Genomic DNA, 13,863 nt, shown 5'->3' with positions numbered 1-13,863 from the left:
AGATTGGGTCTGAACTACTACACAAAAAGATTACCAGCTACACTCCCCCGCCCTGTTACCTACACAGTAAATTGAGCAAGCTCACCATCCAGCTCATCGCTGCTATGGGTTAATTTTCGCATAAAGTCGCTACTCTGGCGTGCATCCGCATTGGATTCCTGTGCCAGCGAGGCAATATTCTGTACCTTCGACGAGACTTCAGTGATGGTTACCGTCTGCTGTTCTGTTGCTTTTGAAATTTGTGTAATCAGCATCGACAGGTCGCTCATTTGTTCACGAATTTCATCAAGCGACTCGCTGGCATCGGCAGATTTTGCCATGCCGTCACTGACTTCCCCCACGCAACTTTCCATCAGGGTAAAGCACTGGTCAGTCTGATTCTGAATGGTTCTGATCGCGTCGGTAATTTCTGTGGTGGAGTCAGCGGTGCGTTGTGCCAGCGTACGCACTTCATCAGCCACGACCGCGAAACCGCGTCCCTGCTCTCCTGCCCTGGCGGCTTCAATCGCTGCGTTGAGCGCCAGCAGGTTGGTTTGCTCAGAGATACCCGCAATCACTGATACGATATCGCCAATTTTACCTGCCTGTTCTTTTAACGAGGCAATGGACTCTGAACTGGCAGAGACCCGCCCAGTAATAGCCTGCATACTGCTGACCGTCTCCTGCACGCGTTGTGCGCCCTGTACAGCCAGTTTACTGGTTCGCTCAGCACTGTCAGCGGCACTCACACAACTGCTGGCAATTTCCCTTGATACCTGTGACATCTGCTCACTGGCAACCGCAACTTCCTCTGCCTGGTAGGCTGTTTTTTCTGAGCTGCTGTTAATGACCTGTGCACTGCTGCTGGTGCGGTTGACTAAATCCCGGATGGTGACGCCATTATTTTTAATGCCGGCAATCATGGTTTGCAGCCGCTCAATAAACTGATCAACCAATCGGGATAAGTCTCCGATTTCATCAGCACGAGAAAGAGCTATATAGACACCCAATCCAGTAGCTCAAGAAGATCACCAACTACATTCCCACTGCCAGACCAACAGTACTAACCCAGTACCAACCCAGCACTACAGGCCGATCACACCGCCGGGTGTTCAGGTAAGGTATCCACGACCTCATGCGCGGCACGATGGGCGCGACGCATAAAGTACAGACAGAATCCCAGCCCCCAGCACAGCGCTACAATACCGATAAAGCCACCAGCATAGGTGATGGCTGACAGCCCCTGCCCCAGAATAATCTGGCTGCCGACCAAGGCGCCGCCACCGATGCCGATATTGTAAATACCGGAGAATGCAGCGGTTGCTACGTCGGTGGCATCGGATGCCAGCTCCAGGGTTTTCAGCTGTGATGCCAGGGTCACAAAGATCATACCAACGCCCCAGAAGGCACAGACGATCAGCAGACCCGAATGGGTTTTACCCAGCATCAATACCGTCAGCAGACACAGAGTCACAACCGCCACCGAGCCAAATAAAACCCCCAATGACCAGCGGCTGTAAAGGCGCGAAAACAACAGGGTTCCCGCCAGCCCGGCAAGGCCATAAACAAACAGCAGTGTGGTGGTTAACTGCGATGGGAAATGCAGCACCTTCTCCACCAGCGGCTCAATATAAGAGTACGCGGTGAAGTGTGCGGTCACGATCAGCAGTATTAACACATACAGGCCGACCAGCGCCGGGCGCTTAATCAACAGCGGCAGACTCTTCAACGATCCCGCGTTCTGGCTTGGCAGCACCGGCATCACCCGCCACACGACCACCAGCACCATGGCGGCGACAATACCAATGATCATAAAGGTGGTACGCCAGCTGAACCATTCACTGATTAAACGCCCCATGGGCAGGCCGAGAATACTGGCCAGAGCAGAACCCGCCGCCAGCATACTGACCGCCTGAGTCTTTTTACCCAGAGGCGCAATCCGCATCACCATGGCAGCGGTGATGGCCCAGAAAACCGAATGGGACAGCGCAACGCCAAAGCGCGACACCATCAGAATGGGAAAGCTCCAGGCCACCGCCGACAACACATGGCTGAGCACAAACAGAATAAAGACGCCGATTAAAAGTCTGCGCCGTTCGGTATCGCTGAAGATAAAGATCGCCGGTAACGACGCCAGCGACACCACCCAGGCATACATGGTCATCATCAGTCCGGTATCGGCAATGCGCATAGAAAAGGAGTCAGCAATGCCGGTCAGCAGACCGACCGGAACAAACTCTGAGGTGTTAAAAACAAAAGCGGCAAAGGCAAGACTGACCACAGGCAGCCAGGCTGACCGTGCAGAAACAGGGGTATCCGTCATTGAAGGGATTCGCTAAAAAAATCGTGCAGGAAAGTGCGCGCATTCTATGCCTGCAGCGCGGTACAGGCCATGGCTGTCGCCAGGAATTTCATACAAACTCTGTTGCGCTGAATGGGCTAATAAATGCGCATCGTTGTTATGGGATTAATGATGATATTACGCAGCTATCATCCTTGCCCGCACGATCAAAACAGCCTGTTATCAACACTGCCTCTTAGTACCACTGTCTGTGATAGGCACGACTTAAACTCACTGCGGCTTGTGATCACCAGAGATCAGGAGAACAGGTCGCCCTGGGGCAGCAGCGGCTTCACTTCATCGCCGACGCGAATCATGCCGCTGTGAATGATTTTTGCGCACAGACCGCCATGCATAAACATGGCAGCAATACCGCCAGGGCCGAGGGCTTTTTCCATACGGCTGCACGGATGACACTGGGCGGTTAATTCAAAGATGGCTTCACCCACCTGAATTTTCTGATGGCGCAGCGCCTGCAGATTAATACCCGAAACCACAATATTGCGGCGCAGCTGTGCCGGGTTAATGTCGCCACGCTGCAACAAGGCTTCGATCACGCGGATATGTTCGGCATTAATCAGAGTCACCTGCCGCGAGCTGCCCGGCGTACCTTCACAGCGTCGGTCACCGGCCAGGCCCAGATCTTTCACGGCATTAGCAGCGTCCACGACCATCATTGGCTGGGCGCGCTCAGGACGCAGACCGATCCATTCCACCCTGCCCGGCTGTACAGCTGGCAGATGACGGGATAACAGGTTGGCTGTGGCCGACATAATGGTTCTCCGCTTTTGTACTGTTCAGGTCATTCCTGACGGCATCTGTGAATCCATACCAGCACAGCATTCTGTTTACGTCAGGAAAGGGGCTGTTTACTGCCCGTATACGACAGCCCATTGTAACCGATAGACAAGCCGCAGATGCGGTATTAACCTGAAACTTCGCCTTTATGACCGCTGCGTTACAGCACTCCGGCTTAAACGGCTTTTAAAGGCTCTCAAAACTAACCGACAGAAACAGACAGGAACTGGCTATGGCCTCAGGCTGGGCTCCGGAAGGAGCGGTACAGGATCAGATTGATGCCAGCATCGAAGATGCTGTGGCAGCGGCACGCCGTAATATCAGCAGCGGTGAAAGCGCTGAATTCTGTGAAGAGTGCGATGCGCCGATTCCGGAAGCGCGGCGCCAGGCGATTCCCGGTGTGCGCTATTGCATCAAGTGTCAGTCGGCGCTGGAAAGCAAAGAAGTAAAAGCCTCTCTGTATAACCGCCGCGGCAGTAAAGACAGCCAGCTGCGCTGAGTCTGCAGCTGGAAAATCAGGCTGCACTGCGCCTGACAGAAAACCCCCTTGCGCGCCTTTACAGCGCCACCCTCTGAACGAAAACCTGCGCTGTATCAAAGCACTAATATAACCAACCGGTTATTATCCTTTCACCCTCACAAAACCTGATCTCCACGCTGATTCTGCACACATGCTGCAGGTCGGATTCAGATTGTTATTGCCTCAGTGAAGGAGGTTATTGTGAGCCTGTCTTTCGTCAGCTTTGTGCTGATCCGCTATCTGCATTTTATTGCCGTTATCGCGCTGTTCGTTCTGCTGCTGGCTGAGTTTGTACAAATGAAGCCAACCCTGTCCGGCAAGTCACTGCGACGTCTGGCCAATACCGATCTGGCGTATTGGCTGGCAGGTATTCTGGTTCTGCTCAGTGGCACACTGCTGACGGTGAGTGTTGGTAAGGGCATGGATTTTTATATCCACAATCCTGTGTATCTGTTCAAAGTCGGATTATTTCTGGCGGCGGTGGCGGCCACGCTTTACCCAACTGTATTTCTGCAGACACGACGCAGCAGTGACCCGACAGACATCATCTCTGTGCCAGCCGTTATACGCTTGATTATCCGGGTAAAAATTCTGGTGCTCTTGTGCCTGCCGTTACTGGCGGTATTGATGGCGCAGGGGATTGGTCTGAATACTTAATAGCATTTTCAGGCAATAGTGTGTTTCTGACTCAGGGAGGCACACACTGCGCCCGGTCAATTTATGCTGCTAAGAAGTCTCTTATTATCCCCGCACTAACTGATCCTGCCGGATCAGTTAGTGCAGCCTTAGCGTTTTCACAGATCAGCAATGCCGGGATAAAAAGCGTTTTAACCATGCAGTACATTCCTCACACATCCCTTACCCGCCAGGCTTCAGCCACTGAAGATCTGTCGCTTTGTCTGCGCTGTCGGGATATGTTTCCGGAATTCCGCGACCACTGTATGCGCTGTTGTCACTTTAATGCGGAGGATTGTGAAAACGCGGTGACAACCTCAGCGCAAAGCTTTTGGCAGCAACGTTCAGGAACGCTGTCTACCTTCATCGCACTGATGATCGCACTCATTCCCTGCGTCTGAACCCCTCATCATCTGCGACCGCTATTACAATCTCTGGCAGTCAGCTAAGCGGCGTTACCAGACCGTTCTTCTCCAGCACCAGATGAATTTTACGCCCGGTGTTCGCCAGCCGAGTAATCGCACCTAAAGATGGTACGCCACCGTCATCCAGAATCTCCTGCCAATTCAGCAGCTCGTTCTCCAGATACTCCATCAGCTTCTTCGGACAGCCGATGCATTCTTTCTGGCACAGGTAAGCTTCTGGCTGATCAAACGGCAGCGATTGCCGTATGTCATTCAGCAGTATCTGCATAGCTTCCCGGCGGTCAGGCTTGTGTCCATGGTCTGGCAGAAAGCCCGCTCTGCTGGCGGTATGTTTTTCAATACTGAGATCGTGCTTAAGAGTAAAGCCTGAATTCATAAATATCCCTGTACCAACTAATCCCATGCCTGCTTGCGCATCTAAGAATAAGTCTGTTGCCAATTGGTAAAATTGATCCGTGACAGTTTTTACGGCCTATTCGTTTTATCAACAAAGAAGGATCTGCGTCATGACAACAGAGGTATATTTCTTAGGTTTAGTCCGGCTTGTGACGCTTTTCCGTACTCTTTTTAAGGTTTTATGATACATCCTGTAAACGGACCAACACGCGTAAAACCTCAGAAGGACGAAACTATGCTTCACCAGACTTTATTCACCGTTCTTATTACTGCCTGCCTCAGTGTTCAGGCAGATCCATTGGCATCCACCATGGCAGATGAATACCAGACGCTGATAAACCATGAAGAATACAGCCGGGCGGCCCACCTGGCTGATCAGATGACATTAATGGAACCGGACAGCGAACGCGCCCGCTTTTATCTGCTGTACGCCTGCAAAAAAGCCGGCGAACCAATTCCCGACGGTATCACCCTGAAGTGGCCGACAAACGAAAGCAGCGCCTATTACGATCAGCTGGCCGCGGACTTTGGTCTGCAAACTCACTGAATGAAACGGGCCCAAATAAAAAGAGGCAGCCAATGGCTACCTCTTTTTATTTCACTGCATGCTTTTTTACCGCATGCTTTTTCTAGCGCGTGCTTTTCCGCACAGGGATGGAATTACTGTTCAGCAGCATCCAGCCCCATGGCATCACGGATGGTGAAGAACAGATCGGTTTGGTCGGTGAGGCCCACCACGTTGGCCGCCTGCGGGCCGTAAGCAGCTATCTTCAGTTGCGTACCTGTATGGCCCATAGAGTCTGCTTCTGAGTTGCCATAGCTCACCACCATCAGCGAACCGTCTTTGGTAATCAGTCCCTGAGTCAGGCCCGGAGCCTTAACATCCGGATAGACGATCTGCGATGAATGCGCATGGTCAGCGGTCACGATCACCAGCGTATCACCCTGCTCTTTGGCAAACGCCAGAGCAACCTGTACTGCTTCGTCGAGATCCACAGTTTCGCCGATCTGGCCACATGGGTTAGCGGCGTGATCCTGTTTATCAATGGATGCACCTTCAACCTGCAGGAAAAAACCTTCCGGTTTATCTTTCAGCAGATCAATGGCTTTAGTGGTCATGCTGGCCAGCGTCGGATACTCAGCGGTACGTTTATCGTTTGGCTGACACTCAACAGCAGGCTTTTCCAGATTGCCATGGTAACTGGCTTTCGGGCCGTTCCAGCGTACCGGCATATGCACCGGAGCAAACAGTCCCAGTACCGGCTGCGCCTGATCAGCCGCATTCACCGCTGCCAGTTGCTCTGCATTGGTAACAACCTGGAAGCCACGTTCTTTGGCCTGATCGAGCAGAGCTTTACCCTGCCATTCGCCGGCTTTGGCTTTTTCATCAAAGGACATAGCGCCGCCACCGAGGGTGATATCCGGGCGCGCATTCAGCAGCTGCTCAGAGATAGAACCCGGGCCACCGTTCTCCAGCGCTTCGCTGTTACAGGCCAGCAGAGTTACGTGCGGGCCATAGCATTTACGCATGGAAATATGTGCGTACTGGGCCGCCGGAGTCGCATCCTGAATCGCCGCAGTCGAGACGTTACCTGTGCCTTTACCGGCGCGCTTGGCCAGTTCCAGCAGTGAGGTGTGTGGCTTGCCGTTTACGTCCACACCGATCGCGCCATTGTAACTCTTCACGCCGGTCGCCCAGGCGGTGGCGGATGCAGCTGAGTCGGTCACGTAGTTCGGTTTGTGTGTATCGCGATGCAGCGAGTAATGGGTGTACTGGCCGGTTAATGGCAGAGCATCCAGACCTGCGAAATAACCGCCGGCGCCACGGGCATAGTTACGGGCGATGGTGATTTCAGAATCGCCCATACCGTCACCAATCAGCAGAATCACATTCTTCGCCTGCGCATCGGAGATCGAGGCTTTCAGGGCGGCAGAAATGTCTTCCGTCTTACGCCGTGCACCACCAAATTCAGTCAGATCGCCAGCGGCTTCACGCTGCATCCAGTCGCCATTCTGGCTGACGCTTTCAACCTGAGCACAACCTGTTGCCGACAGCACTGCCGCTGCCAGGACACCCATCACAAATTTATTCACAACCATACCTGCTGTAGCTTTGAATTAACCCGGGCAAGAGTCTGCCTGAAATATGACAGAATTGTTACATGGGTCTTTTTAGCTCAGCCTCCCCCTTTCATACTGATACTCACCCCGTACAACCATTAAATGGCGCGGAACAGCGAGGAAACTCCCGCTGTTCGCTTTACTCACAGCAGCAACAACCAGAAAAGCGCTGGCCAAGGCGGCTGCAGCTGGCTAAATTAGACCTCAGAGAATGATCCCCCTGCTCAGCCGAGCCCGCACATCAGATACCGGTCTTACACAGTTACATGCAAGACCACAGCAACAGACGGAGACAGCATGACATCCCCAAACATCACCCAATTGGCCAAAGACTGGAGTATCGAAGAAGCGGAGAAACTCTACGGCGTATCGCGCTGGGGTGGTGGCTACTTCTGTGTTGGGGATAACGGCAACCTGCATATCACACCGGACACCAGCAACCCGGATGTGCATATCGATTTCAAAACCGTACTGGCAGAAATTCAGCAGGCCGGTGTGCAGTTTCCGGTGGTGGTGCGTTTTCACGATATTCTGCGTGCCCAGGTGGTGCGTCTGAACACCGCCTTTGCCGATGCCATCAGCGAATGCGGATATCAGGGTGAATACCGCGGTGTGTACCCGATTAAAGTGAACCAGATGCGCGAAGTGGTGGAAGAAATCGTGCACGCCGGTAAGCCATTTAAATACGGTCTGGAAGCCGGCTCCAAAGCCGAACTGCTGGCCGCTCTGGCGATGAACACCAACGAAGACTCACTCACCGTACTCAACGGCTACAAAGACGAAGAATTTATGCGTCTGGCGCTGCTCGGCCGTAAGCTGGGTAACCGCATGCTGGTTGTGGTGGAAAAATACTCAGAATTACTGCTGTTGGTAAAAATCGCCAAAGAACTGAACATCGAACCCATGATCGGTGTACGCGCAAAAATCACCGCTAAGGGCAAAGGCAAGTGGGAAAGCTCCGGCGGTGACCGCGCCAAGTTTGGCTTAACCATCGCCGAAATTATTAACACCGCGCGCTACCTGAAAAGCGAAGGCATGGAACATTGCCTGAAGCTGCTGCACTTCCATATCGGCAGCCAGTTAACTGATATCCGCTCGGTAAAAGACGCCATCAACGAAGGCGCTATGATTTACGCCGAGCTGCATAAAATGGGCTTCCCGCTGGAATACGTCGACGTGGGTGGCGGTCTGGGCATCGACTACGACGGCAGTGCATCTACCAACGACTCCTCGCGCAACTACAGCATGCAGGAATACGTATCCAATATTGTTAACGGCATGAAAGAAGTGTGCGATCTGGAACAGGTCCCACACCCGAATCTGGTCAGCGAAAGCGGCCGGGCGATTACCGCTCACCACAGCTGTGTGGTCACCCAGATCGTTGGTGAAATCCGCAGCAATATGACCGGCGTCGATACCGCTGCCAACGAAGGCGAACACATTATCGTCAGCAATATGCGCGATATTTCTGCCGGCTTTGATCAGATCGAAAACAAACAGCAGGCCTACAACGATGCGTCGCTGTACAAAGAACAGGCGATGGAAGCGTTTAAACTACGCGTACTCAGTCTGGAAGAACTGGCGAAAACCGAAACCCTGTACTGGCAGATCATGGAGCAGCTGCAGGCGCACTATGCCGATGAAGAATACGTACCGGATGAAATCCAGAACATGGCATTCAGCCTGTCTTCTCAGTACCTGTGTAACTTCTCCATCTTCCAGTCGGCGGCGGATACCTGGGCCATTGATCAGCTGTTACCGGTTGTACCACTGACCCGCATGAACGAGCGCCCGCAGGTTAATTGCTCACTGGCGGATATCACCTGTGACAGCGACGGTAAAATAGACCAGTTCCCGATTGCACGGGAAATTTCCAATATTCTGCCACTGCATAAACTAAACGCCGGCGAACCCTACTTTATTGGTCTGTTCTTAACCGGTGCCTATCAGGACGTGATGGGCGATATGCACAATCTGTTCGGTCGCCTGAACGAAGTACATATTTTCAGCGATGACGACGACCCGGAAGATTTCTACATTGAAGAAGTCGTCAACGGCTCATCGGTGAAAGACGTGCTGAGTATTATGCAGTACAACCCACAGGCCATGGCTTCTGATGTAAAACGTATGATTGATAAGCAGGTTGCTGCGGGCAAAATCAAACCGCGTGAAGGTGTGCGCTGGACTGACTTCTACGAAGCCTGCATCAATGGCTACACCTACCTGAAAACCTCGGAGAATAAAGCCGCAGAATAATCTGTTGTTTATATCCGGCAATAAAAAAGGGCTCTGTGAAGAGCCCTTTTTTGTCCGTATCAGCTGGCTGCTACAACCAGTTGCATCCGCTTATTTGGAGTAAACCGGGAACATGCTGGCTTCGCCATAATCAGCGATTTCTTCCATGCGGGTCAGAACTTTCATATCGTCAGCAGAGATTTCGAAATCCACATCCGCGTTGTTTTTCATGTGATCCGGATTCGCAGTTTTTGGCAGAGGCAGAGTGCCCAGCTGCAGACAGTAACGGATACACAGCTGCGGTACAGAAACACCGTATTTAGCTGCCATATCGGCAATCGCGCCGTTTTTGAACAGCTCGCCGTGGCCTACTGGTGAGTAAGCTTCCACCAGAATGTCTTTGTCATTGCAGTAATTGATCAGATCAAACGGGGTGTTACTGATGTGCGCCAGAATCTGGTTCACCACAGGTTTTACTTTGCAGTTGGCCAGAATGTTCTCAACGTCAGCCTGCTGGAAGTTAGACAGACCAATGGCACGGATTTTACCGGCGTCGTGAGCTTCTTCCAGTGCGCGCCATGCGGCCAGGTTACCTTCGGCAAAACGATCGTTACCGCCGAATTCACCCCATGGTTGTGGGCTGTGAATAATCACCATATCGATGTAATCGATATCCAGACGTTGCAGGGATTCTTCAATCGCAGCTTTAGCGCCTTCATAAGTTTTGTACTGTGCCGCCAGCTTGGTTGTTACAAAGATGTCTTTGCGGTCTACACCACTGTTGCGCACACCTGCACCCACTTCCACTTCGTTACCGTAATCCTGAGCGGAGTCGATATGGCGATAACCCATTTTAATCGCTTCAATCACCGCCTGTTCACAATCAGGGCCGGTAATCATCCAGGTACCCAGACCGAGTTTAGGAATCGATACACCGTTTGCGAGTGTGTAGGTCTCTTGTAACATCATCGGTACATCTCCTTTAAGTCAGGTTGACTGCCGGAAGCACATAATCACTTTATCCGGTCCAACTCATAAATCGTTAACCATTGATTATAGTGACAGCAAACCGCTCTGTTGATTCAGCAATGTTATTCATAACCCTAAGCACATTACTGTCTCAATAGCGTAACGAACATCCTGAAGCCCGTTCATGCTTGCGGCACAGATCTTTGTGCTTATCATGCCCTGAATTACTGTGCATCTGACCCTGATTATGAACAACACTGAGTTGCAGATTTATTTCCATCACGACCTCAGCCTGCAACAAATCAATGCCCTGTACAAAGCCAGTGGGGATACCGGACGCAGCGGCCCGGATGATCTGCGGGTTGGTCTCACCCTGTATTCAGGGGATACCCCGACACTGATCAGTGCAGCAAGACTTGTGCACTACGCGGACGGCTGCCTGTTAAGAAATCTGTGTACCCACCCGGACTACCGCGGCTGTGGATTCGCCTCCGCGTTACTGCAACAACTGCTTACCAATGTTTTGGCAACAGACAGCCTGCTTAGCGAAGATATCGCCGGGCTGCCGTTGTTCACAATTCCACTGCCCCACCTGAATGCTTTTTATCAGCGCCATGGGTTTTCTGTCACGCAGGAACAAGGCCTGAGTGAGGATATGCAGAAAGTCATCAGACAAAGCCGCAGACGCCACAAAGAAGCGGTACTAATGAAAAACAGCCAGCATTCTGTGTCACGGTTACGCGCGTTATGACTTCTGACGCGCTGCGGCCAGAGCAATAAAGAAGTCTGTGTACTGCTGATAACCCTGCGGAAAAATCACATTCAACTGCAATAAATCAGATGGGTCGGTAATACCCTGCAGGCTGTTCATATCAATATTGCTGATATGTTCCTGCGGGGGTGGCGAAATCCCCGGGCGGTTTAATTCGCCACCACTGCTGTCGACCCAGACCACAGCATTATCACTGGAGAACGCCTGCCCCAGCTGTTGTACCAGAGTCAGAAAGCCGCGGTCGCTGCCGCCACGGGCGTATGCTGACTCAGAGGATTCGGCAGGCTTGTCTGCCACTGAAGTCAGGGTATCACCCACACCAACGATGGCAGGCATCAGTGCCGGATCGAAGGCGTCAGTAGCCAGCGCCAGCATCGCATCATGAGTGCGCGGTGCGGTACGGACACTGAAATCAGCGCCCAATGGATACTCACCACACTGTGCAAAGTAGTAACGGTTCAGCAGCACCAGTACGCCAGCCTCTTTCACGGCTCCGCGCAGCATAAACTGAAAATCTGTGGTGCCCATATCATCGCCTTGCGCAGGCTTGAGCTTTTCTTTGCCGGTTTGCTCACTGCTGCGATCAATCCCCAGATTAGGCGCCAGATGAACAAAGAAAGAATCCTGCAGTCCTGCCTCCCGGGCCTTCTGTAACAGCAGCTCCATCAGTTGTTCGGCAAGCACCTGCATACGCGGATAATTTCCGCCGAAATCATCATGCAAGCTGCCAATATTTAATGTTGGTGATGCCAGATTATCCAGCACGATCACATCAAGAATGGATGCAATCTGATCAGCATTTAAATTAAAGGGATCAGTACTCAGAGCGCTGGTTAAAAAGCTTGTCATTATCTCTGGTACAGACTGCAGAAATTCCATCTCACTCTGGCTGACACCCGGGTGTTGCAGCTCTCCCCTGGCATTCTGCCACTGCACGCCGCCAGCAGCTAAACCCGGCAGATAAAGCTGCTGTTGTGCCGCATAGCCAGATGACTGGTGTGCAAATGCCGTATCCACTATCGCATTTACACCGCGGGAACCGACGTGCTCACCATTAGTTAATACGTAAAACTCCCCTGCCATCGTATGGACAGCGCGAATGTACTCACTATCCATCACCCGTTGTTTAGGATCACGTTTCAGCTCCATACAGACGCCATCCAGATCCTGAATAATCAGCAGTTTCTCTTTGTTTTTTAAGGTATTGAGAAAATCAGTATGGCTGGCTGAGCGGACAAACTGCTGCAGAGAATAAGGTAAGGATGAATCGTACGAAGAATTCGACATAGGACAGGACAGGTAGCAGTGATTAACCAAAATGCTAACCACCACAGACCATGGATGCAAACCTCCGCCCGGGTTCAGCGCACTCAGGCAGGATTATCCGGTGATTGACGGCTTTGCTCAGAAGCGGTGCATGTCTCCCCCCATGCCGCCGAACATCCCATTAAAAAGCCCACCGAAAAGCCCGCCAAACAGTGCGCTGATCAGGCTGAAAATAATGCTGACGATAATCACAGCCGGAATCGCTGCAATGGATAATTTCACCAGAAAGACCACCATGGATATAAACGGCATTTTAATATCCACGACGGTCACTTCACGATTCTGATTGTTGTCTGACATAAGCGCTCCCATGATGAGTTTCATATCTGACGACATGTCTCATCCTCTTTGTTTTCGATATAGCAAATAGGTTCACTTACAGTTCCGGATAGCTACCCTCTGAATTCGCTCAGAATATACCGCTATATGCATCAGACCATTCCCGACCGTTGCATTGGCCTGATCTTTATCAAGCACTATCATCAATCCTTTAAACAGAGATCTGGTTCCGGAAAGCAGCTCACAGAAGCCGTAGAATTCCGTGCACAAGGTTCAACAAGCAGGAGTAGAAATGAAATACATTGCATTGGCAGCGGCCATCTCCGTAATGGCCACCGGTTGTACAACGTTTGACGCTTATACCGGTGAAGAGAAAACCTCTAAGACTGCTATTGGTGCAGGCATTGGTGCCAGCGTTGGCGCCGTTGCAGCTTATCTGGCGAACCGCGGCGAAGACAGCGGCACCCGTAACAAACGTATTCTGGCTGCCGCTGCGGGCGGTGGTGCGATCGGTGGTGGTATCGGCTACTACATGGACGCTCAGGAAGCCAAGCTGCGTAAACAACTGCGTGGTACAGGCGTCAGCGTTGAACGTGTCGGCGACAAAGTAAACCTGATCATGCCGGGCAACATTACCTTTGGTTCCGGCCGTAATGCCATTGCCAGCAACTTCTACGAAGTACTCAACTCCGTTGTTATCGTACTGAAAGAATACGACAAAACACTGGTCGTGGTATCCGGCCACACCGACAGCGATGGCTCAGCCTCTTTCAACCAGACACTGTCTGAAGAACGCGCACAGTCAGTTGCTAACTACCTGCAAAGCCAGGGCGTAAACCCTGTTCGTCTGGAAACCATTGGCTTTGGTGAAACCCAGCCACTGGCCAGCAACAGCACTGCTGAAGGCAAAGCCCAGAACCGTCGTGTGGAAATCACACTGGTACCTGCAACAGCAGAATAATCAAACCTTTACGGTAAGATTATTAACGTAAAAAACCCGGCCTCGCCGCAATGCTGTTCACTTAAG

Annotated in this window: 15 protein-coding genes; 7 read left to right on the top strand and 8 right to left on the bottom strand. The window is 51.9% G+C overall.

The genetic code is table 11. The features are described 5' to 3' along the window. Positions 1-59 precede the first annotated feature (59 nt). The 3 genes from B2Z72_RS05225 to B2Z72_RS05215 all read right to left on the bottom strand — a co-directional run bounded on the left by B2Z72_RS05225 (position 60) and on the right by B2Z72_RS05215 (position 3,093). Complete coding sequence (locus B2Z72_RS05225; protein ID WP_297004305.1) at positions 60-935, bottom strand: methyl-accepting chemotaxis protein; 876 nt, start codon at positions 933-935, stop codon at positions 60-62. Between the two features lie 140 nt (positions 936-1,075). Beyond that, a complete protein-coding gene (locus B2Z72_RS05220) occupies positions 1,076-2,302 on the bottom strand; it encodes a sugar transporter (protein WP_296983394.1) in 1,227 nt (408 codons plus the stop codon). Positions 2,303-2,577: 275 nt separating this feature from the next. Further along, positions 2,578-3,093 (bottom strand): MOSC domain-containing protein, encoded by a 516-nt coding sequence (locus B2Z72_RS05215; protein ID WP_296983395.1) that lies wholly within the window; start codon positions 3,091-3,093, stop codon positions 2,578-2,580. Positions 3,094-3,350: 257 nt separating this feature from the next. Between B2Z72_RS05215 and B2Z72_RS05210 the strand changes: the two genes are divergently transcribed. From B2Z72_RS05210 to B2Z72_RS05200, 3 genes are all read left to right on the top strand, one after another. Beyond that, positions 3,351-3,617, top strand: a complete 267-nt coding sequence (locus tag B2Z72_RS05210) for a DksA/TraR family C4-type zinc finger protein (RefSeq protein WP_296983396.1) — start codon at positions 3,351-3,353, stop codon at positions 3,615-3,617. A gap of 222 nt (positions 3,618-3,839) precedes the next feature. After that, positions 3,840-4,295, top strand: coding sequence for a DUF2214 family protein (locus B2Z72_RS05205; RefSeq protein WP_296983397.1), 456 nt, complete (start codon positions 3,840-3,842; stop codon positions 4,293-4,295). After that, positions 4,241-4,714 (top strand): hypothetical protein, encoded by a 474-nt coding sequence (locus B2Z72_RS05200; RefSeq protein WP_296983398.1) that lies wholly within the window; start codon positions 4,241-4,243, stop codon positions 4,712-4,714. The genes B2Z72_RS05205 and B2Z72_RS05200 overlap by 55 nt, the downstream gene beginning before the upstream one ends. Positions 4,715-4,754: 40 nt before the next feature. On the opposite strand, the gene B2Z72_RS05195 is transcribed toward B2Z72_RS05200, so the two are convergent. Continuing rightward, the gene (locus tag B2Z72_RS05195) at positions 4,755-5,114 is read right to left on the bottom strand and encodes a hypothetical protein (RefSeq protein WP_296983400.1); all 360 of its coding nucleotides are present in this window, start codon (positions 5,112-5,114) and stop codon (positions 4,755-4,757) included. Positions 5,115-5,369: 255 nt separating this feature from the next. Between B2Z72_RS05195 and B2Z72_RS05190 the strand changes: the two genes are divergently transcribed. Next, positions 5,370-5,681, top strand: a complete 312-nt coding sequence (locus B2Z72_RS05190) for a hypothetical protein (RefSeq protein ID WP_296983401.1) — start codon at positions 5,370-5,372, stop codon at positions 5,679-5,681. Between the two features lie 113 nt (positions 5,682-5,794). On the opposite strand, the gene phoA is transcribed toward B2Z72_RS05190, so the two are convergent. After that, complete coding sequence (phoA, locus tag B2Z72_RS05185; protein WP_296983403.1) at positions 5,795-7,228, bottom strand: alkaline phosphatase; 1,434 nt, start codon at positions 7,226-7,228, stop codon at positions 5,795-5,797. Positions 7,229-7,552: 324 nt separating this feature from the next. Between phoA and speA the strand changes: the two genes are divergently transcribed. Then, positions 7,553-9,511, top strand: coding sequence for a biosynthetic arginine decarboxylase (gene speA, locus B2Z72_RS05180; protein ID WP_296983404.1), 1,959 nt, complete (start codon positions 7,553-7,555; stop codon positions 9,509-9,511). A 90-nt stretch (positions 9,512-9,601) separates the two neighbouring features. On the opposite strand, the gene B2Z72_RS05175 is transcribed toward speA, so the two are convergent. Continuing rightward, positions 9,602-10,459 (bottom strand): aldo/keto reductase, encoded by an 858-nt coding sequence (locus B2Z72_RS05175; protein WP_296983406.1) that lies wholly within the window; start codon positions 10,457-10,459, stop codon positions 9,602-9,604. Positions 10,460-10,688: 229 nt separating this feature from the next. Here B2Z72_RS05175 and B2Z72_RS05170 point away from each other — a divergent pair, with 229 nt between their 5' ends. Continuing rightward, complete coding sequence (locus tag B2Z72_RS05170) at positions 10,689-11,210, top strand: GNAT family N-acetyltransferase (RefSeq protein ID WP_296983407.1); 522 nt, start codon at positions 10,689-10,691, stop codon at positions 11,208-11,210. Here the strand turns inward: B2Z72_RS05170 and stpA are convergent. Together stpA and B2Z72_RS05160 are read right to left on the bottom strand one after the other, a co-directional pair. Then, complete coding sequence (stpA, locus tag B2Z72_RS05165; RefSeq protein WP_296983408.1) at positions 11,205-12,518, bottom strand: glucosylglycerol 3-phosphatase; 1,314 nt, start codon at positions 12,516-12,518, stop codon at positions 11,205-11,207. The two genes, B2Z72_RS05170 and stpA, sit on opposite strands and share 6 nt — an antisense overlap. A gap of 117 nt (positions 12,519-12,635) precedes the next feature. Then, entirely contained in the window at positions 12,636-12,893 is a 258-nt protein-coding gene (locus tag B2Z72_RS05160; protein ID WP_296983409.1) for a hypothetical protein, read from the bottom strand. A gap of 235 nt (positions 12,894-13,128) precedes the next feature. Here B2Z72_RS05160 and B2Z72_RS05155 point away from each other — a divergent pair, with 235 nt between their 5' ends. Further along, a complete protein-coding gene (locus B2Z72_RS05155; RefSeq protein WP_296983410.1) occupies positions 13,129-13,797 on the top strand; it encodes an OmpA family protein in 669 nt (222 codons plus the stop codon). Positions 13,798-13,863 lie beyond the last annotated feature (66 nt).

Origin of the sequence: Thalassolituus sp. UBA6592 (assembly GCF_002433655.1) — a bacterium.
In the GTDB taxonomy this organism is placed as follows: Bacteria; Pseudomonadota; Gammaproteobacteria; order Pseudomonadales; family Oceanobacteraceae; genus Venatoribacter.
The sequence above is the reverse complement of the archived record's forward strand: the minus strand, read 5'-3'. Positions and strand labels throughout refer to the sequence as shown.